Source organism: Streptococcus ferus DSM 20646, from assembly GCF_000372425.1.
Taxonomy (GTDB): domain Bacteria; phylum Bacillota; class Bacilli; order Lactobacillales; family Streptococcaceae; genus Streptococcus; species Streptococcus ferus.
In genome coordinates, this window is sequence record NZ_AQVD01000005.1 from 20,961 (window position 1) to 40,563 (window position 19,603).

Annotated in this window: 19 protein-coding genes and 1 tRNA gene; 6 read left to right on the forward strand and 14 right to left on the reverse strand. The window is 43.4% G+C overall.

Annotated elements, in window-relative coordinates; all coding sequences use genetic code 11:
• The first annotated feature begins 127 nt into the window (after positions 1 to 127).
• The 4 genes from A3GY_RS0107355 (at position 128) to A3GY_RS0107370 (ending at position 3,383) form a co-directional block, all read left to right on the forward strand.
• Positions 128 to 742 carry a VanZ family protein gene (locus A3GY_RS0107355; protein ID WP_018030775.1) on the forward strand — a complete coding sequence of 205 codons (615 nt, stop codon included), beginning with the start codon at positions 128 to 130 and terminating at the stop codon, positions 740 to 742.
• A 131-nt stretch (positions 743 to 873) separates the two neighbouring features.
• Positions 874 to 1,593, forward strand: a complete 720-nt coding sequence (locus tag A3GY_RS0107360) for an ABC transporter ATP-binding protein (protein ID WP_018030776.1) — start codon at positions 874 to 876, stop codon at positions 1,591 to 1,593.
• Complete coding sequence (locus A3GY_RS0107365; RefSeq protein ID WP_018030777.1) at positions 1,593 to 2,723, forward strand: ABC transporter permease; 1,131 nt, start codon at positions 1,593 to 1,595, stop codon at positions 2,721 to 2,723. Before A3GY_RS0107360 ends, A3GY_RS0107365 begins: the two co-directional genes overlap by 1 nt.
• Before the next feature lie 24 nt (positions 2,724 to 2,747).
• The gene (locus A3GY_RS0107370; RefSeq protein ID WP_018030778.1) at positions 2,748 to 3,383 is read left to right on the forward strand and encodes a TetR/AcrR family transcriptional regulator; all 636 of its coding nucleotides are present in this window, start codon (positions 2,748 to 2,750) and stop codon (positions 3,381 to 3,383) included.
• A gap of 48 nt (positions 3,384 to 3,431) precedes the next feature.
• On the opposite strand, the gene A3GY_RS0107375 is transcribed toward A3GY_RS0107370, so the two are convergent.
• The 8 genes from A3GY_RS0107375 to rpmB all read right to left on the reverse strand — a co-directional run bounded on the left by A3GY_RS0107375 (position 3,432) and on the right by rpmB (position 11,646).
• On the reverse strand, positions 3,432 to 4,319 hold the full coding sequence (locus A3GY_RS0107375; RefSeq protein WP_026161979.1) for an SPFH domain-containing protein: 888 nt from the start codon (positions 4,317 to 4,319) through the stop codon (positions 3,432 to 3,434).
• A gap of 51 nt (positions 4,320 to 4,370) precedes the next feature.
• Positions 4,371 to 5,621 carry a threonine ammonia-lyase IlvA gene (gene ilvA, locus A3GY_RS0107380; RefSeq protein ID WP_018030780.1) on the reverse strand — a complete coding sequence of 417 codons (1,251 nt, stop codon included), beginning with the start codon at positions 5,619 to 5,621 and terminating at the stop codon, positions 4,371 to 4,373.
• Positions 5,622 to 5,729: 108 nt separating this feature from the next.
• The gene (gene ilvC / locus A3GY_RS0107385; protein ID WP_018030781.1) at positions 5,730 to 6,752 is read right to left on the reverse strand and encodes a ketol-acid reductoisomerase; all 1,023 of its coding nucleotides are present in this window, start codon (positions 6,750 to 6,752) and stop codon (positions 5,730 to 5,732) included.
• A gap of 74 nt (positions 6,753 to 6,826) precedes the next feature.
• On the reverse strand, positions 6,827 to 7,303 hold the full coding sequence (gene ilvN / locus A3GY_RS0107390) for an acetolactate synthase small subunit (protein WP_018030782.1): 477 nt from the start codon (positions 7,301 to 7,303) through the stop codon (positions 6,827 to 6,829).
• Positions 7,296 to 8,999, reverse strand: a complete 1,704-nt coding sequence (locus A3GY_RS0107395; RefSeq protein WP_018030783.1) for an acetolactate synthase large subunit — start codon at positions 8,997 to 8,999, stop codon at positions 7,296 to 7,298. The genes ilvN and A3GY_RS0107395 overlap by 8 nt, the downstream gene beginning before the upstream one ends.
• 333 nt (positions 9,000 to 9,332) lie before the next feature.
• Complete coding sequence (locus A3GY_RS0107400) at positions 9,333 to 10,997, reverse strand: DAK2 domain-containing protein (protein ID WP_018030784.1); 1,665 nt, start codon at positions 10,995 to 10,997, stop codon at positions 9,333 to 9,335.
• Positions 10,997 to 11,362, reverse strand: a complete 366-nt coding sequence (locus A3GY_RS0107405; RefSeq protein ID WP_018030785.1) for an Asp23/Gls24 family envelope stress response protein — start codon at positions 11,360 to 11,362, stop codon at positions 10,997 to 10,999. Before A3GY_RS0107405 ends, A3GY_RS0107400 begins: the two co-directional genes overlap by 1 nt.
• A gap of 95 nt (positions 11,363 to 11,457) precedes the next feature.
• The gene (gene rpmB, locus A3GY_RS0107410) at positions 11,458 to 11,646 is read right to left on the reverse strand and encodes a 50S ribosomal protein L28 (RefSeq protein WP_002263485.1); all 189 of its coding nucleotides are present in this window, start codon (positions 11,644 to 11,646) and stop codon (positions 11,458 to 11,460) included.
• Positions 11,647 to 11,862: 216 nt separating this feature from the next.
• Here rpmB and A3GY_RS0107415 point away from each other — a divergent pair, with 216 nt between their 5' ends.
• Complete coding sequence (locus A3GY_RS0107415; RefSeq protein ID WP_018030786.1) at positions 11,863 to 12,204, forward strand: metal-sulfur cluster assembly factor; 342 nt, start codon at positions 11,863 to 11,865, stop codon at positions 12,202 to 12,204.
• A 30-nt stretch (positions 12,205 to 12,234) separates the two neighbouring features.
• On the opposite strand, the gene ilvD is transcribed toward A3GY_RS0107415, so the two are convergent.
• The 3 genes from ilvD to A3GY_RS0107430 all read right to left on the reverse strand — a co-directional run bounded on the left by ilvD (position 12,235) and on the right by A3GY_RS0107430 (position 15,193).
• Complete coding sequence (ilvD, locus tag A3GY_RS0107420; protein ID WP_018030787.1) at positions 12,235 to 13,950, reverse strand: dihydroxy-acid dehydratase; 1,716 nt, start codon at positions 13,948 to 13,950, stop codon at positions 12,235 to 12,237.
• 123 nt (positions 13,951 to 14,073) lie between these two features.
• On the reverse strand, positions 14,074 to 14,955 hold the full coding sequence (locus A3GY_RS0107425; RefSeq protein ID WP_018030788.1) for a class II fructose-bisphosphate aldolase: 882 nt from the start codon (positions 14,953 to 14,955) through the stop codon (positions 14,074 to 14,076).
• Between the two features lie 152 nt (positions 14,956 to 15,107).
• Positions 15,108 to 15,193 (reverse strand) — tRNA-Leu (locus A3GY_RS0107430).
• A gap of 177 nt (positions 15,194 to 15,370) precedes the next feature.
• On the opposite strand from A3GY_RS0107430, the gene A3GY_RS0107435 reads away from it, so the two are divergent.
• Positions 15,371 to 15,748 (forward strand): DUF1761 domain-containing protein, encoded by a 378-nt coding sequence (locus tag A3GY_RS0107435; RefSeq protein WP_018030789.1) that lies wholly within the window; start codon positions 15,371 to 15,373, stop codon positions 15,746 to 15,748.
• Positions 15,749 to 15,788: 40 nt separating this feature from the next.
• On the opposite strand, the gene pyrG is transcribed toward A3GY_RS0107435, so the two are convergent.
• The 3 genes from pyrG to tig form a co-directional block, all read right to left on the reverse strand.
• The gene (gene pyrG / locus A3GY_RS0107440; RefSeq protein WP_018030790.1) at positions 15,789 to 17,393 is read right to left on the reverse strand and encodes a CTP synthase; all 1,605 of its coding nucleotides are present in this window, start codon (positions 17,391 to 17,393) and stop codon (positions 15,789 to 15,791) included.
• Positions 17,394 to 17,526: 133 nt separating this feature from the next.
• Positions 17,527 to 18,111, reverse strand: coding sequence for a DNA-directed RNA polymerase subunit delta (gene rpoE, locus A3GY_RS0107445; RefSeq protein ID WP_018030791.1), 585 nt, complete (start codon positions 18,109 to 18,111; stop codon positions 17,527 to 17,529).
• Between the two features lie 134 nt (positions 18,112 to 18,245).
• Entirely contained in the window at positions 18,246 to 19,529 is a 1,284-nt protein-coding gene (gene tig, locus A3GY_RS0107450) for a trigger factor (RefSeq protein WP_018030792.1), read from the reverse strand.
• Between the last annotated feature and the right edge of the window lie 74 nt (positions 19,530 to 19,603).

Genomic DNA, 19,603 nt, shown 5'->3' on the forward strand with positions numbered 1-19,603 from the left:
AGAGCAACCGTCCAAAATCATCTTTTGATGAAACCGCCGACATCAGTCTTTAATGCTGTCCTCTTAACCTTCCTTTAAGTTTTCAATGCTACACTTTGGACAAATCATCAATAAAGGAGGAAAGCCTATGCGCCATACTAGATACCCTTATCTCTTTAAAACTCTGATTTTTCTGCTCTGCTTTTCTCTATCCAAATGGGTCTACGACAGCTTTCTGATTTCTTACGCCTACTATATTTCCAGTTACGGAGCTGATTTTGCCCTATCACTCAATCTCATTATCACTCTAATCATCAGTTATTTCACTTACGTTTTTCTGGGCTTTTGTTCCAGCAGACAAATTCGCAGCTCGACCTTGATAGCTTGCTACTTTATCTATCTTTTCTATCTTTTCTCTCTCCTCTATCTCCTTTTCCTAAAAAATATCGGTACCCAAGGTTTTTCTTTAAACCCATTGTCCTTTATTGAAGACATCAAAAATGGCAGCCGCTTTGTGCCAATCATGAATCTCCTCATGTTCATTCCAATGGGATTTCTCTACCCTTTATCAAGAAAAAATATCTTTCTGGGGTTCTTGGGAATTCTCATGGTTGAGTCCTGTCAGTTTGTGTTTCATTTAGGAGTTTTTGACCTTGGCGATGTCAGTCTAAACCTCCTGAGTCTTACCATTGGAAATCTCTTTTATTCGTATTTTCTGCGAAGCTGGAGACCTAAACACATCCTTGCCCATAATCCCCTTTGACTCTCTTTTCTTATCCCGCAGAAATCATTTCTGTGGGATTTTTCTGGTAATATTTTCTCTTGACAAGTGAGTGATTACTCACTATAATGATGGCGTAGTGAGCGAAAACTCACCTCTAGAAAGAGGCGTTTATGGAAACATTATTGGAATTGCAAGCTGTTAGAAAACATTTTGGCCAACAAGTCGTTCTGAACAATATCAATTTTGAATTGTCTGCCGGCCAAATTATTGGCTTAATCGGTCCATCCGGTGCCGGAAAATCGACCATGATTAAAACCATGCTTGGCATGGAAAAAGCCGATGCGGGAGAGGCTCTCGTTCTCAGTCATCATATGCCCAACCGGCATATTTTAGGAGACATTGGCTATATGGCACAATCTGATGCGCTTTATGAAACACTTTCTGGCTTGGAAAATATGGTTTTCTTCGCTCAAATGAAAGGCCTGACAAAAAAAGAAATGCCACAAGCCATCAATCATGCTACACAGGTCGTTGATTTATCAGAGCATCTTAACAAGTCCGTATCAGGCTATTCTGGGGGGATGAAACGCCGCCTTTCTCTGGCTATCGCTCTTTTAGGAAATCCCAGACTCCTTATCCTTGATGAGCCCACCGTTGGTATTGACCCCGCACTGCGCCGTAAAGTGTGGCAGGAATTGCGTCAACTTAAACAAAACGGGATTGGTATTCTAGTGACAACACACGTTATGGATGAAGCTGAATTAACAGACAAGGTTGGCTTGTTATTAGACGGTAAAATGATAGCCTTTGATAGTCCTGCTCAGTTGAAGTCAGCTTATGCGGTTGATACCATCGAAGATGTTTTCTTAAAAGCAGAAGGAGAAGGATGATGCGAATTTTAGCCATTTCAAAAAGGACTTTCATTGAATTATGGCGTGATAAACGCTCACTGGCACTCTTGTTTGCAGCTCCTATCTTGATTATGTGGCTCATGAATGCTGCTTTCTCTGCTAGTACAGATGTCAGTGTTGACATAGCCACCGTTAATGTCTCTGCTACCGTGACCAAGGCATTAGGGGACATCAAGCATATCAGCACCAAGCATTATCAAACAGAAACCAAAGCTCAAAACGCTTTGACCAAGGAAAAGGTTGATGCGGTATTGGTTTACCAAAACAAGGATCATTATACGGTCACCTATGCAAACACCGACCCCAGCAAAACCAGTTTAACACGTCAAGCCATTAAAACCACGCTGAGACAGACTCAAGTCCAAGAATTAGTTCAAAACCTCAAAAAAGCACAGCAGACCAACAGCCAGGCTACTATAAAGGGCACCTCCTCTAGCTCAAGTCAGACAGATACGACCGAAAGAAATCCCAGTCTTTCTGAAAGCTATCATTATGGGGACCAAAACACTACTTTCTTTACGAAAATGACACCCATTCTGATGGGCTTCTTTGTTTTCTTCTTCGTGTTCCTCATTTCTGGCATGGCTCTGCTGAAAGAACGTACCTCAGGAACACTGGATCGCCTCTTAGCAACCCCTGTCAAACGTTCGGACATTGTCTTTGGTTATATGCTCTCTTACAGCCTCGTTGCTGCCCTCCAGACCACTGTCATTGTTTTATCCACTATCTGGCTCTTAGACTTGGAAGTCCTAGGCAACTTAGGGGATTTGATTATTGTCAATATTCTCTTTGCCCTAGTGGCTTTATCCTTTGGTCTTTTGTTGTCCACCTTGGCGCAGTCCGAATTCCAAATGATGCAGTTTATTCCGATTGTCATTGTGCCGCAAATCTTTTTCTCAGGCATCATTCCGCTCAACTCTATGGCAGACTGGGTACAATCCCTTGGCAAAGGTCTGCCCCTCTATTATGCTGGGCATGCCTTATCAAAAATTATCCTGAACGGCACCAGCATTCTCAATTTGAAATCCGACCTATTTGCTCTGCTTATATTCCTAATTATCTTAACCTTCCTTAACATCGTTGGACTGAGACGCTACCGCAAGGTATAATAGAAGAGATAAGACGAGGTTACTATGGACAATAACACAATTTTACACAATTATCAGGACTGGCTGATGCATCATCAGATGCCGCCAGGAAAAAAGAAGACCTTGCTGGCTGCTATTGAACTGTTTTCTCAGCAAGGCTACAATGGCACGTCTACCGCTCAAATTGCCGAAAAAGCGGGCATTAGCCAGGCAACTATTTTTAAATATTTCAAGACCAAAAGTGACTTGCTGGCTGACATTATGCAGCCAATGATTCCGGAATTAAAAAAAGACTTCCTCCCCCGCTTAAAAAAACATCATCAGCTGGAAGAAGCAATCCATTTTATCGTTCAAGACCGTTTCCATTTTTTAGCGCAAAACGCCGATTTGATTAAGATTCTCATTCAGGAAGCTCTTGTCAGCGAGGACTTGCGACAGAAACTCCTGACAGCACTTCAGACGAGCATCGCAAAAGACTTTCATGATTATTGGCAGATCCTGAAACAGCATAATCCGCACATCAATCCGCAGCTAAAAGCCCTTGATGTTGTCAGAACCAATGCCAGCCTGCTCTTTGCTTATTTTGCCCAGCGGTTTATCCTGATGATTCCCAGTCAATCACAAACACAAGATTTAGACCTCATTGAGAAACAAATCCTATCTCTGTTAACACTGAAATAGCTTTTCAAGACCCAAAAATCCCAGTCTTTATTTGGACTGGGATTTTTCCTATTTGGCTTTCATCGCTGAAAGAATTTGTGTCCGCATATCTTCGACACCATCTGGACTAACCGGCAGGAAGACCGAACTATTGCCGTGCTGGGCAAAGGTATTAAGAGAATCGAGGTACTGATTAGTCAAAAGAATCGACATGATTTGCTCCTCGGTCAGCGACACATTTGCTCCTTTGAGTTCCATGATCGACTCTGCCAGACCATCGACAATAGCCTTTCGCTGCTGGGCTATTCCGACCCCGTGCAGGCGGTCTTTTTCGGCCTCGGCCTCAGCCGCCGTCACAATTTTGATCTTGTCCGCATTAGCCAGTTCCTGAGCAGCTACCCGCTTTCTCTGAGCGGCATTGATTTCGTTCATAGACTGTTTCACTTCTGCATCCGGTTCAACTTTAGTAATCAACGTTTTGACGATAATATAGCCGTAAGTAGACATTTCTTCTGCCACCTGATGCTGAACTTCAAGGGCAATCTCATCTTTTTTCTCAAACAGCTCATCCAATGTCAGTTTAGGCACTGATGAGCGGAGGGCATCTTCAATATAAGACTTAATCTGCGCTTCTGGCTTCATGAGTTTATAGTAGGCATCCGTGACATTAGTTTCATTAACCCGGTACTGCGTCGCCACATTTAAGGTGACAAAAACATTGTCCTTGGTTTTGGTTTCCACGATAATTTCACTTTGCAACATCCTCAGCTGAATACGTGCCGCAATCTTATCAATGCCAAAGGGTACCCGAAGATGAATACCGCTGCTAGCTGTCAGCTGGTATTTCCCGAAACGTTCAATAATAGCAACCGTCTGCTGACGGACAACATAAAGGCCGCTGGCAATCAAAAGAATGACAAACAGCAACAAGACAGTCAGAAAAACAAACATAAACAAACCTAACATTTTTAAATCCCCATTTCTAAATCGTTTTTCCGCAGGCCGGCATCACACCAGCAAGTTATAAAGACTTTCATTTCCATGCAAATTGATATAGGAGGGGTCAAATGCAGATAGGCGCTCTATCAAAAGACCGTAGTCTTTTTTATCTCCCAGCGTGATCCCTATCAAAACAGGCCCCGTCCCCTTATTAGCCCGTTTAATGTATTCAAAACGTGTGATATCATCATTTGGTCCTAGAATATTATTAACAAATTCTCTCAGAGCACCTGGTCTTTGCGGGAAATTAACCACAAAATAGTGTTTGACGCCATCGTAAATAAGAGCCCGTTCTTCCATCTCCTGCATGCGGTTAATATCGTTATTGCCGCCTGAGATGATGCAGACGATCGTCTGCCCCTTAATATCCTCCTTCATGACTTCCAAGGCCGCAATAGAAGCGGCTCCAGCAGGTTCTGCAATAATGCCTTGTTTAGAGTACATATCAATCAGTGTCTCAGAAATCAACCCCTCATCAACACCAATCAGCTGATCAACATATTTGCGGGCCACTTCGTAAGTCTTCTGGCCTACTTTTTGGACAGCGATACCATCAGCAAATTTATCGATTTTTTCGAGTTTAATCGGATGCCCTTTATCAAAGGCGGCACGCATGCTACGGGCTCCCATAGCTTCAACACCGACAACTTCAATCTCAGGAGCAACATCCTTAATGTAAGTAGATACCCCTGAAATGAGCCCGCCTCCGCCAACAGGGACGACAATTTTATCAAAGCTAAGCCCATTTTCCTGAGCCTGATCATAGATTTCATATGCCACCGTTCCTTGGCCCGCCTGAACATTGTCATCGTCAAAAGGATCAATAAACGTCAGCCCTTCTGCCTTAGTGTAGTCCTGAGCTGCCTGCGCCGAAGCATCAAAAGTATCCCCGACCAGTTTGATGGTGACAAAAGACCCGCCAAAAAACTGCACCTGACCAATTTTTTGATGAGGCGTCGTGACAGGCATGAAGATTGTTGCTGGGATTTTCATCTCATGGCAGGTGAACGCAACGCCTTGGGCATGATTTCCGGCACTGGCACAAACAACACCCCTTTTTTTATCTTCGTCTGATAACTGAGAAATGGCATAATAAGCTCCTCGAATCTTAAAAGAGCGAACCTTTTGCATATTTTCACGCTTAAGATAAATCGTTGCCTGATATTTTTCAGACAGGTAACGGTCAAAATCAAGTGGCGTTCGTTCAACGACTTTCTTTAAGACATTATTGGCATAGGCCACATCTCTTGCTGTAATCATTTGAATCCCCTTTGGTATATTCCACCTTTATTATAGCAAAAATGAGATGGAATAGACCATCCCATTTTCATGGATACTCGAATCGATCTTTACGACCAATTGTTCTGATTAGTTATAGATTTTGAAGGCGTCATCATCATTTTGACCAACAAACGGCATCGCCTTACGAAGCTCTGCTCCAACTTTTTCAATTTCAAGGTCAGCCGCTTCTTTGCGGTAAGCGTCAAGACGCGGACGGCCCGCTTTATAATCGTCCACAAATTCCTGAGCAAACTTACCTGTTTGAATATCTGCCAGAACAGCTTTCATGTTTTCCTTAACTTGTTCCGTAATAACACGTGGTCCTGATACATAATCCCCAAATTCAGCAGTATTAGAAATGGACTGACGCATCTTCTTGAAACCACCCTCGTAAATCAAGTCAACGATGAGTTTCATTTCATGAAGCACTTCAAAGTAAGCCAATTCTGGTGCATAACCCGCTTCAGTCAGCACTTCAAAACCAGCTTCAATAAGAGCTGTTAAACCACCGCAGAGAACAGCCTGCTCGCCAAACAAATCTTCTTCTGTTTCTTCCTTGAAGGTTGTTTCCAAAAGACCTACACGCGCTGATCCAACACCCTTAGACCAATCCATGGCAATCGCCTTGGCATTACCAGTCGCATCTTGATAAACAGCATAAAGTGCAGGAACACCAAAACCTTCTGTATAAGTCCGGCGAACCAGATGACCTGGACCTTTAGGTGCACACATGAAAACATCAACATCAGCAGGCGCTTTAATGTATTCAAACAAAATGTTAAAACCATGGGCAAAGCCGAGAGCATTTCCCGCTTCTAAGTTTGGTGCAATATCTTTGGCATAAAGATCAGCTTGGATTTCATCAGGTGCCAAAATCATGATGACATCTGCCAATTTGGTCGCCTCTGCTACTTCATAAGTCTCAAAACCGTCCTCTTTAGCTTTGTCAAATGATTTTCCTTGGCGAACACCGATGATGACATCATGACCTGAGTCACGCAAGTTTTGCGCATGAGCGTGCCCTTGTGAGCCATAGCCGATAACCGCAATTTTTTTGCCGGTAAGGGCTGGAACTGTTACATCTGCTTCATATTGCATTTTTACTGCCATAATAAATAATCTCTTTTCTAAAAATATATTTTATTGCCCAAAGGCAAAGTTTTACTAAAGTTACTAAAGGAAAATCAATCTCTTGAGAATCCAGTCGCTCCTGTACGGGCGATGTTTTTAATCCCATAAGGCTGGACCACCCGTAACAGAGCATCAATCTTATCGGCATCCCCCGTCACCTGAATCGTAATGGTTTTGGGAGCAACATCGACAACATTGGCCCTAAAAGGCTGGATAATCGCGAGAATCTCTGCCCGTTTATGAGCGGGAGCTGAAATTTTAATCAAGATAACTTCACGCTCCAGATGAGGAATGTCTGTAATATCACGAACACGAACCACATCAATCAAGCGATTAAGTTGCTTAATAATTTGCTCCAATTCATCGTGACTTTCCACATCAATGATAATGGTTATCCGGGAAATATGGGGGACTTCCGTGTGTCCCACAGATATCGATTCAATATTAACCTGACGGCGGGAAAGCACCCCCGTAAAGCGGTTAAGTACACCTGTGGAATTCTGAAGTTTGGCTGTCAGCATTCTACGCATTAAACTTCACCCCCAACATATCTTTATTACTTTTTCCAGCCGGAACCATCGGCAAGACATGTTCACGGTTTGAGATGGCAACCTCAATAAGAACAGGTTTTTGGCTGGTAATTACTGCTAGGTCTTCTTTGAGATGTTTCGGATCTGTCAGAAGATAAGATTCAATACCATATGCCTTAGCTAAGAGCTGGAAGTTCGGCTCATCATCAAAGGTTGACTCTGATCGGCGTTCATTATAGAAGGACTCCTGCCACTGCCTTACCATACCAAGCGAGTGGTTGTTAATCAAAACAACCTTGATCGGAACACCGTAACCATTGAGGATGGCCAATTCTTGATTGGTCATTTGGAAACCGCCGTCTCCAACAAATAAAATCACTTCCTTGTCCGGATTAGCAATTTTAGCTCCAATCGCAGCTGGTATGCCAAATCCCATTGTTCCCATACCGCCGGAGGTTATCAGCTGGCGGGCATGTTTGTATGGGTAGAATTGGGCAGCCCACATCTGGTGCTGGCCGACATCCGTTACAATAATAGCGTCACCGTCGGTCAGCTGGCCAATGATTTCAATGACCTCCTGCGGTTTGATGACCTCGTCATCTTTGTCATAACCAAACGGAGCACGTGCCTTATTAGCCAAAACCTTCTGTGTCCAGTCTGAAAAATCCGTCTCCACTTTATCAAAACCATTCAGCAAGTCTAAGGCATTCCTAACATCTCCAACAACGGGAATCTGTGTCGAAACCACCTTCCCAATCTCAGCTGGATCAATATCCACGTGTGCCACCGTTGCATGCTTAGCAAAAGTATTCACATTACCCGTTAGACGGTCATCAAAACGGGCTCCGAAATTGATGATATAGTCGGCTTCTGTCAACGCCATGTTAGAAGCGTAAGAGCCGTGCATTCCCCCCATCCCCAGTGATAAGTCATGATTCACAGGGATGGCTCCCAGACCCAACAGGGTCGAAACAACCGGGATCTGATACGTTTCTGCAAAGATCTTTAAGGCTTCATTAGCATCCGCATAATTGACCCCGCCACCAGCCAAAATGAGTGGCCGTTTGGCTTTCTTCAGAAATTGTAAAATTTTCTTGACCTGCAGGCCATTCGGGCTAACCGTCGGCTGATAACTTGGAATATTAACCGCCGTCTCATAATAGAAATCCGTCTCAGAGGCAGCTACATCCTTGGGTAAGTCTACCACAACAGGCCCTTTTCGGCCGGTCGTGGCAATGTGAATGGCCTCCGTAACAATCCTCGGAATATCAGCTGTATCTCGAACTTGGTAATTATATTTCGTAATCGGCATTGTGGCACCAATAATATCGGCTTCCTGAAAGGCATCTTTACCAATGCCTGGTCTGGCCACCTGACCGGTAATAACAAGCAAGGGAACGCTGTCAGCCATAGCATCAGCAATCCCCGTAATTGCATTCGTCGCTCCGGGGCCGCTGGTAACCAAGGTTACGCCAATTTGACCCGTCGACTTAGCATACCCTTCAGCTTCATGGATGGCTCCTTGCTCATGGCGAGCTAAAATATGGTTGATCCCCTCATACTGATAAATTGTATCATAAAGCGGCAAGACTGCCCCCCCAGGGTAACCAAAGATGGTGTCAATATCTAAGTCAAGCAGAGTATCAAGTAAGAGCTCTGAACCTGACTTTGGATTTTCTAATTGAACTCTTTCCACAGGAACCTCCTTTACAGTTATTGTTCAAATTTTCTAACAATTCAAATCACTTAGTTAATATCATAACATTTTTAAGAAATAATGCAAGTTATGCTAAGCCTTTTAAGCACTGATTTTCCTGCTTTAAACCGACGGGGAGTCTGTATAAACAGAAGTATTCACCCAGCTTATTTTTCTTACTAAAACTGTCAGTATTAACCGCCAAGTTAAAAATAACTTACATAAAATGTTAGCACTTTTAAAAATAAAGTCAAGAGAATTTTCAGAAAATTTTGTCTTTTTGTCAAAAAAACAAGCCCAATGTTCAGAACTTGATACCATTGGGCTAATTTCTTATTCGACACTCATCAGATAAGGATAAACTGGCTGCTGTCCTTGATGGACTTCTACTTCCAGATCTTCATATTTTTCCTCAAGGTAGTCGACCAATTCTTCCGCTAAGGCCTGACTGCCTTCTTCTCCAACATAAATGGTTGCAATTTCACTGTCTTCATCAACCATTTTTTCAAAAGTCTGACGAAGGGCTGTTGCCATATCTTGATTCGCAACAAGAATCTTTCCGTCCACCATACCCAGGACATCATTTTCCTGAATAGCAAGACCGTCAATAGTCGTATCTCGCACGGCTCTGGTAATGCTGCCGCTGACCACTTCCGAAAGACTGTCTGACATAGCTGCTGCGTTATCTTCTAAAGAAGCATTTTCGTTAAAAGCAAGCAAGCTGGTCAAGCCCTGCGGAATTGTCTTGGTTTCAATAACAGCCGCAGGAAGGTCCACAACCTCTGCCGCACTTTGGGCTGCCATGAAAATATTTTTATTATTTGGCAAGATAATCACATTTTTAGCATTGACCGACTCAATAGCTTTCACGATATCCTCTGTGGAAGGGTTCATCGTTTGCCCACCGGAGATAATGTAATCAACCCCTTGGGATTTGAAGATTTCAGCCAGGCCGTCTCCTGCTACGACAGCAATCAGACCGTATTCCTTGGTTTCTCTGGGCTGATCTTCTACATCTACCTTTTGGACCTGAGCATCGTGCTGATGACGCATATTATCAACTTTGACTTTTGCTAAAGCCCCGTATTTAAGCCCTTCTTGTATGACCAGACCTGGATCTTCAGTGTGGACATGAACTTTAACGATTTCATCATCATTCACAACCAAAAGAGAGTCTCCCAGTTCGCTCAAGTAATGTTGAAAGGCCTCGTAATCAAACTCTTTCACATAGGTCGGCCCTTGTTTGAGAGCCACCATGATTTCTGTACAGTAACCAAAGGTAATATCTTCTGTCGCTACATGACCGACAACAGCCTTATGGTGTTCCGCATTAATCATCTCTGTCATGGTTGCCGGTGTTGCTTCAAAATCTTCTGAAAGAATAAAATCGCCTGACAAGGCTGACAGGAAGCCCTCATAAATGAAAACTAAACCTTGGCCACCAGAATCGACAACCCCCACTTCTTTCAAGACAGGGAGCATATCCGGTGTTTTAGCTAAGGCTGCCTTAGCCCCATCAAGGGCTGCTCGCATCACCTCGACAGCATCATCGGTGTCTTCTGCTTTCTTGATAGCTGCCGTTGCCGCTCCGCGGGAAACGGTTAAAATCGTTCCCTCAACTGGTTTCATCACAGCCTTATAGGCTACCTCAACACCAGCCTGAAAAGCCTGTGCCAGATCTTTACCGGTTAATTCATCCTTATCCTTAATGCTTTGTCCAAAACCACGAAAGAGCTGGGAAGTGATGACTCCAGAGTTGCCTCGCGCCCCCATAAGGACCCCTTTGGAGAGAATTTGACCAACCTGACCAACGGTTGAAGCAGGCTTGTCAGCCACTTCCTTAGCTCCATTTTCCATCGTCATACTCATGTTGGTTCCTGTGTCCCCATCTGGAACAGGAAAGACATTTAAGGAGTTTACATACTCTGCTTGTTTACTCAGACGGGTTGCAGCGGCCTGAACCATTCCTTGGAATAAACTTGTTGTAATATTAGTCACTAATCTTCTCCCACAACTTTGATATTCTGAACATAAACATTGACCATATCAGCTGTAATCCCTAACTGATTTTCGAGATTAAATTTGACACGTTCCTGAATGTTTTTAGATACTTCACTAATTTTGACACCATAACTCATCACAGTATAAACGTCTACCGAAATACCTGCTTCTGTTGATTTGACAACAACTCCCTTGGAATAGTTTTCTTTACGCAGGAGAGCTTGGAAATTATCCTTAAGGGCGCTTTTACTTGCCATGCCAACAACGCCAAAAATCTCCGTTGCTGAACCGCCGACCACTGTTGCAATAACGTCGTCAGATAATTCTATTTGACCATCTTTTGTATTAATTTTAACTGTCATGTCAGACACCTCAAAAAAGTTTTTATCAGTTTATTTTATCACATTATACTAGGCTTGTAAAAAGATAACAAAAAAAGCCTTCCGGCTTTTCATGATTAGACACGTTCTACTTTACCAGACTTAAGCGCACGAGCTGAAGCCCAAACTTTTTTAGGTTTGCCATCGATAAGAACCGTTACTTTTTGAAGATTTGGTTTTGCAACACGTTTGGTTTTATTCATCGCGTGTGAGCGGTTGTTAGCTGATACAGTCTTACGTCCTGTGAAATAACATACTTTAGCCATTTATTCATCATCCTCCTACTTAGATTCAGGTGTTTTTCACCACATACCAGATAATTATAACAAAATGACTACTCTTTGACAATAGTCTTTTCTTGAAATTTTCCAAAATGATGCCTGCCTCTTTTGAGAGTAAAACTCATTTTTCAGCAAAATAGACTTAAAAGTTTTTCTGATTCGTGCTATAATGACTCTATTACTGTTAAGAAGGGCAATGGAATGAGGGAAGATATTAAAATTAACAGCCGTGTTCAAGATTTCAGCCAAGAAATCATTGAGAAACTGGAACACGTTATTGATCCAGAATTGGAATTAGATATTTATAACCTAGGCTTAATCTATGAAATCAGTATTGACGATCATGGTCTATGTCAAGTGGTCATCACCTTTACCGAAACTCACTGTGACTGCTCAGATACGATTCCGCCGCAAATTATCGAACAGCTGAAGACAATTGAAGGCATTAAAGAGGTTGAGGTCAAGGTCGTCTGGGAACCGGTTTGGAACCCAACACGTCTCAGCCGTTATGGACGTATTTTTCTTGGTATCAATCCTAACTAAAAAACTTCTAGGAATTCCTAGAAGTTTTTCTTATTTCTTGCCTGTTTCTTCAGGTTTCCAAAAGTCTGTCACCGCACCCTTAGACGCTGATGAAACCGTGTGGGCATACTTCCCTAGCACACCTCGTGCGTAAAGCGGAGGCAATTCTGTTTCAGCCTGACGCTTGGCCAATTCCGCTTCTGTAATGGCAAAGCTCAGCTCTTTGGTATCTTGATCAATGGTAACCATATCCCCATTACGCAGGTAAGCTATAGGACCGCCGTCCTGTGCTTCTGGTGCAATATGGCCAACAACAAGCCCGTATGTTCCACCTGAAAAACGGCCATCTGTTAAGAGGGCAACCGACTCCCCTTGACCCTTACCAACGATAATAGAAGAAAGCGACAGCATTTCAGGCATTCCCGGACCACCTTTAGGGCCAACAAAACGTACCACAACCACATCTCCGTCAACAACATCATCATTTAAGACAGCCTCAATAGCCTCTTCCTCAGAGTCAAAAACCTTGGCTGGTCCAACGTGACGCCGAACTTTAACACCGGAAACCTTAGCAACTGCGCCATCGGGAGCTAAGTTCCCGTGAAGGATAATCAGAGGACCATCCTCACGTTTAGGATTTTCCAGAGGCAGGATTACTTTTTGTCCTGGTGTTAAGTCTGCAAAGTCAGCCAAATTTTCGGCAACAGTCTTACCGGTACAAGTCATTCGGTCACCATGCAGGAAACCATTAGCCAAGAGATACCTCATCACCGCCGGAACTCCTCCGACATTATAAAGGTCTTGGAAAACATACTGTCCAGAAGGCTTCAAATCAGCCAAATGTGGTACCTTGGCCTGTATCTCATTGAAATCATCAAGGGTCAGCTCAACATTGGCAGCATGAGCAATCGCCAAGAGGTGGAGGGTTGAGTTGGTTGACCCACCCAATGCCATGGTCACTGTAATAGCATCCTCAAAGGCTTCACGTGTCAAAATATCAGATGGTTTAATGCCTAATTCCAACATTTTCACAACGGCACGGCCAGCTGCTTCAATGTCAGCCTTTTTATCTGCTGATTCTGCAGGGTGAGAAGAAGACCCAGGAAGACTCATCCCCATCACTTCAATAGCTGTCGCCATGGTATTGGCAGTATACATCCCGCCGCAACCGCCTGGGCCAGGACAGGCGTTACATTCTAATTCCTTGACCTCGTCTGCAGTCATATCTCCATGATTCCAGTGCCCCACCCCTTCAAACACAGAGACTAAATCAATATCTTTGCCATTAAGATGGCCGGGTGCTATGGTACCACCATAAGCAAAGATAGCAGGAATATCCATATTGGCAATCGCAATCATGGAGCCTGGCATGTTCTTATCACAACCGCCAATGGCCACAAAGGCGTCTACATTATGCCCACCCATGGCCGCTTCAATAGAGTCCGCAATGATATCACGGGAGGTCAGAGAAAAACGCATTCCTTGAGTTCCCATGGCAATACCATCAGCAACCGTAATAGTGCCAAACTGGACAGGCCAAGCTCCTGAGTCTTTGACTCCTTGTTTAGCGATTTTACCGAGGTCATGCAAGTGCATATTACAAGGCGTATTTTCAGCCCAAGTTGAGATGACCCCAACAATCGGCTGCTCAAAGCTCGTATCATCCATTCCCGTCGCCCGAAGCATGGCGCGGTTGGGCGATTTCACCATAGAGTCATAGACGGAGCTGCGATGTCTTAAGTTTTTAAGCGTTGTTTTATCGGTCATCATTATTTCCTTTCAAGTCTATCAACTGCCCTTATTATAGCACAAATTGCGGGATTTGATAACAACAATAAGCAAAAGGACCTATCCTTATGGATAAATCCTTATGATGTGTTTCAGCAAAAATTATGCTTTTCCTTCTGAACCAAAAACGTCAATACGTTCTTCAACTGCTACTGTAATCGCATCGAAACCTGGTTTCAAGAATTTACGTGGATCAAAGAGTTTCTTAGCATCGTAGTCTGCTTCATTGGCATCGTAGTCACGTACAAACTGACGTGTTGCATTTGCAAAAGCAATTTGACACTCTGTATTAACGTTAACTTTGGCAACACCGAGACGGATAGCTTCTTTGATTTGATCGTCCGGAATCCCTGAACCACCGTGCAATACGATTGGGAATCCTGGTACAGCTTCTGTCAATTTCTTCAAGTGGTCAAGGTCAAGACCTTCCCAGTTTGCTGGGTAAGGACCGTGAATGTTACCGATACCTGCCGCCAGGAAGTCAATCCCAGTAGCAACCATAGCTTTAGCATCTTCGATTGGTGCCAATTCACCTTTACCGACGATACCGTCTTCTTCACCACCGATAGTACCAACTTCAGCCTCAACTGAAATGCCTTTGGCATGGGCTTTTTCAACAACTTCCTTAGCTTTCGCAATGTTTTCTTCTACTGGAAGGTGTGAACCATCAAACATGATTGAAGTGTAGCCAACTTCGATACACTCGAGGGCATCTTCATAGTGACCGTGGTCAAGGTGAATAGCAACAGGCACAGTAATTCCCATAGCTTCAACAAGTGTTTCAATGAGCTGTTTACAAAGTTTGTAACCACCCATGTATTTTGCCGCACCCATTGATGTCTGAATAAGAACTGGTGCTTTTTTAGCTTCTGCGGCACGCAGGATTGCCTGAGTCCATTCAAGGTTGTTTGTGTTAAATCCACCAACGGCATAACCATTGTCACGCGCTGCTTGGACAAATTTTTCTGCTGAAACGATTCCCATTTTTAATAGGCCTCCTAATTATTTTTTGGGTTTTCCCCATTACCCTTTCATTTTATCATTTTTGGTGTGAAATTGCTAGTTCTATTCTGAAAAACTTGATAAGAGTTTCACATATTCCTGAAAATAAAAAAGCTGGCCTCAGCCAGCTCATTTGCGGAAAGGGGGACTTGAACCCCCACGACCTAAAGCGGTCACAGGATCCTTAGTCCTGCGCGTCTGCCAATTCCGCCATTTCCGCTACAACAGAAAATATTATACCAAGTCATCACGAAGGTGTCAAGTCATTTTTTACTTTTTATTAAAGCTTCCCTGCTTCTTTTCTTTAATACGCCAGACAATTCTTTTGACAGCATTAGGTAACTATGTTAAGCTGACTTTTGCTAATCATTTCATATATCATACACAAGGAGAAATCATGACTATTTTATTTGCCGTCTTAGCCGGTATTGTGTCCTTTATTATCGGAGGTCTTTGGTATGGACTTATCTTCAGACAAGCTTGGCTAAAGGCTGTCGGTCTGTCACCTAGCCAAATCGAAGCAGCCGGAAACGGCCAAAAAGAAATGCTCGCAACAGCCCTTATCGAAATCGTCACCGCCTGTCTGACGATAGTCTTCCTCAATGCACTCACCATCAACCCCATCAGTAGTGCGGCTATAATCGGACTGCTGTCCGTTTTATCAGCCCTTAAAAACTATCTCTTCGAACGAAGACCAATCAATCTGATTCTTATCAACGAAAGTTATAAGTGGATCTGTTTTTTGGTTGCCGGAATTTTTGCTTCTCTGATTTAACAGTCAAAAACCCCTTCTTGCATGGCAAGAGGGGTTTCTTTTATTTTTGATTCTCAACGGCAGCAGTGATGAAAGCTGTGTAGAGTTCTTCAGGTCTATTGGGGCGTGATTGGAGTTCTGGGTGGTATTGGGCTGCAACAAAGAATTTTTTGTCTGTCAGCTCAACCACTTCGACCAGACGATTATCCGGAGATACGCCTGAGAAGACAAATCCTGCCTCTTCAAACTGCTGACGGAAGGCATTGTTAAATTCATAACGATGGCGGTGGCGACGTTGGACAACCTCTTGATGATTGTAAGCCGCAGCTGCTTTACTGCCCACTTTCAGCTTACATGGGTAAAGCCCTAAACGTAAGGTTCCCCCCATATCTTCAATATCAATCTGATCACGCATAATGTCAATGATTGGATATTTGGTATCCGGAGCAAGCTCGGCTGAGTTGGCTCCTTCAAGATTGAGGACATGGCGAGCATACTCGACACAGGTCAGCTGCATTCCCAGACAAATCCCCAGCATTGGCACGTCATTTTCACGTGCATAGCGGATGGCCTCAATTTTACCTTCCGTTCCTCGGTGCCCAAATCCGCCTGGGACAATAATACCATCAGCATCTCCCAGAAGCTCAGCTGCATTTTCCTGAGTGACATCGTTGGCATTCACCCAGTTGAGATCAATAGCCGTATCATTCACATACCCCGAATGCTTAAGGGCTTCCACAACAGAAAGATAGGCATCCGGCAATTCAACATATTTGCCGACCAGAGCAATCTTGGTGGTCTTTTTAAGGTTCATCACCTTATCAACCATAGCTGTCCACTCTGTCATGTCGGCCTGTGGCACATCCAGTTTTAGGTGATCACAAACAATCTGATCCATATTTTGCGCTTGAAGATTGAGCGGAATCTGATAGAGGTGATCAACGTCCATGGATTCAATCACAGCCTCAGGTGCAACATCGCAGAATTGGGCAAGCTTGTTCTTAATACCTTGGCTGACTGGCTCTTCCGTACGGATAACCAGCATATTGGGCTGAATCCCCAGGCCGCGCAGTTCCTTGACCGAATGCTGGGTCGGCTTGGTTTTCATTTCACCTGCCGCTTTCAGATAAGGCAGCAGGGTGGTGTGGATATACATGACATTGTCTGATCCAACATCTGCCTTCATTTGACGAAGGGCCTCAAGGAAAGGCAGACTTTCAATGTCACCAACCGTTCCGCCAACTTCAGTAATGATTACATCAGAGTCCGTTGTTGAGGCAGCGCGCTTGATTTTTTCTTTCAGCGCATCCGTAATATGCGGAATAACCTGAACAGTCGCTCCTAAGTATTCTCCTTTACGCTCTTTACGAAGCACCTCGCTGTAAATTTTGCCGGTTGTTACATTAGAGTACTTATTGAGGTTAATATCGATAAAGCGCTCATAATGACCAAGATCAAGATCCGTTTCCGCACCATCATCGGTCACATAAACCTCACCGTGTTGGTAAGGACTCATCGTTCCTGGATCAATATTGATGTAAGGGTCAAATTTTTGGATAGTTACCTTAAGACCACGGTTTTTCAGCAAACGGCCAAGACTGGCTGCCACAATTCCCTTACCAATAGAAGAGACCACACCGCCGGTAACGAAGATATACTTTGTCATTAACTGCTCCTTTAAAGAATATTTATCAAGAGGAAAAATAAAAAATGCCCCCTCAAGAGGGAGCTTTATCCGACCTCAAAAGAGGTGCCCGATAAATAGTATAAACTAAGAGGCTGTCTTTGTCAATGACTAACTAGACTTCTTCGTCCTCGGAATAGTCATCCTCATCCTCGTCATCATCTTCGTCTAAATCAACGTTTTCATCCAAATCCTCATCCGGAATAATCTCATTGATCTCTGAGTCATAGGATTCCACCTCTGATTTTTCATCATCTGGATTTTCCTCATCATACTCAACGTCATCAGCTTCAGGCTCGAAACCTTCATCTTCAGGATCATCATCGCTATAATCAATAGCGTCTTCATCCCCATCCATAAAAGCATTCACACGTTTACGCTTGCGTTTTGGTGCTCCGTCTTCCTCATCTTCTAGGGTTAAGATTTCTTCGTCAATTTCATCAATGGCGTACCATGAGCGCAGCCCCCATTTATTATCTCCCAGTGGGATAAAGCTGCCGTCTGTATTTAAATCAGAATAAAAGAAGGGAAGCGATTCACGGATATCTGAGTCTGATTTCTCCAGGTAGTTTTGGATTTCATTAACAAGGTCGCTAAAGTACATATCTTTATCACGGCCGCGTGCCTCCAAAATAGCACGCGCAACTTCAATCATTGAAAGTTCGCTTTTGTCTTGTCCAGCAAATACTTCTAATTCCAAGGCGGTTCTCCTTTTTTGTCTTTCCCTACTATTCTACGCTAAAAATAAGTTTTCGTCAAAGTCTTTTTATCAGGACAGCCCCGAATGGTCAAAAAATTCTTATCCCAAATAGTGGGATAAGAATAATCAGTTTATTAGTCAACTTTAACAGAATCTGTGATGGCAGCAACTGCTTTCTTCATAGCAATATCATGTTTTAACATCTCTTCGGACAGAAGGTTGCGAACCTGTTCAACTTCCATGTTATATTCTGCAGCAAGGTCTGTGATTTCTTTTTCGATTTCTTCCGCAGAAGCTTCGAAACCTTCTGCTTTAGCAATCGCTTCGATGACAAGGTTTGTTTTGACACGCTTGTCAGCATCCGCTTCATACTGCTTATGCAGATCTTCTTCAGATGTTCCTGTCAACTGGAAGTACATTTCTGGAGAAATCCCTTGACGCTGCATATTGCCCATAAATTCTTGCATGGCACGATGAACTTCATCGTGAATCATTTCTTCTGGCAATTCAACAATTTCAGCATTGGCAACAGCCAAATCAATCGCTGCAGCTTCAACAGCCTCATCATAGGCAACTGCTTTTGCAGATTCCAACTCTTTGCGATATTTAGCCTTCAACTCGTCTAAAGTGCCCACTTCATCATCGATATCTTTGGCCAATTCATCGTCCAATTCTGGCACTTCTTTCGCTTTAACTTCATGAATGGTTGTAGCAAACTTAGCATCCTTGCCAGCTAATTCTTCTGCCTGATAGTTTTCTGGGAAGGTAACTTCGACGGTGACTTCTTCTCCCGCTTTTTTACCAATCAGCTGATCTTCAAAGCCTGGAATGAACTGACCTGAACCAAGTTCAAGTGAGAAATTATCGCCCTTACCGCCGTCAAATTCAACACCGTCAACAGACCCAACAAAGTCAATCACAACCGTATCACCGGCTTCAGCAGCGTCTTCTTTGAGAACTAACTCAGCTAAGTTGTTACGCTCGCGCTCAATTTTGTCATTGACTTCATCGTCGCTAACATCCTTGCTTGTCTCAACAGATACAGAAAGGTCTTTATAATCACCCAATTTAACTTCAGGTTTGGTCACCACTTCTGCTGTGATTTCCCATTCTTGACCTTTTTCCATTGATTTCACATCAACTTTTGGCTGAGCAACAACATCAAGTTCCAACTCTTTAACAGCTTCTTCATAAGCAGCAGGCAAGATAGCGTTCAAAGCATCCTCATAGAGTGCTTCCTCACCAAACTTTTGGTTAAAGACAGCGCGAGGCATATGACCTTTACGAAATCCTGGTACATTTAAGTCTTTCTTAATTTTGTTGAATGCCTGATCAAGAGCTGGCTTAATCTTATCTTGACTAATCGTGAAGCTAATCACACCACGATTAGCTGATGTGTTTTCAAATGATGTAGACATGAAGTCATTTCTCCTTAAAATTTATTTGCATTATTCAGTTTATCATATTTAGCGGTAATTTAAAAGTTTTTTCC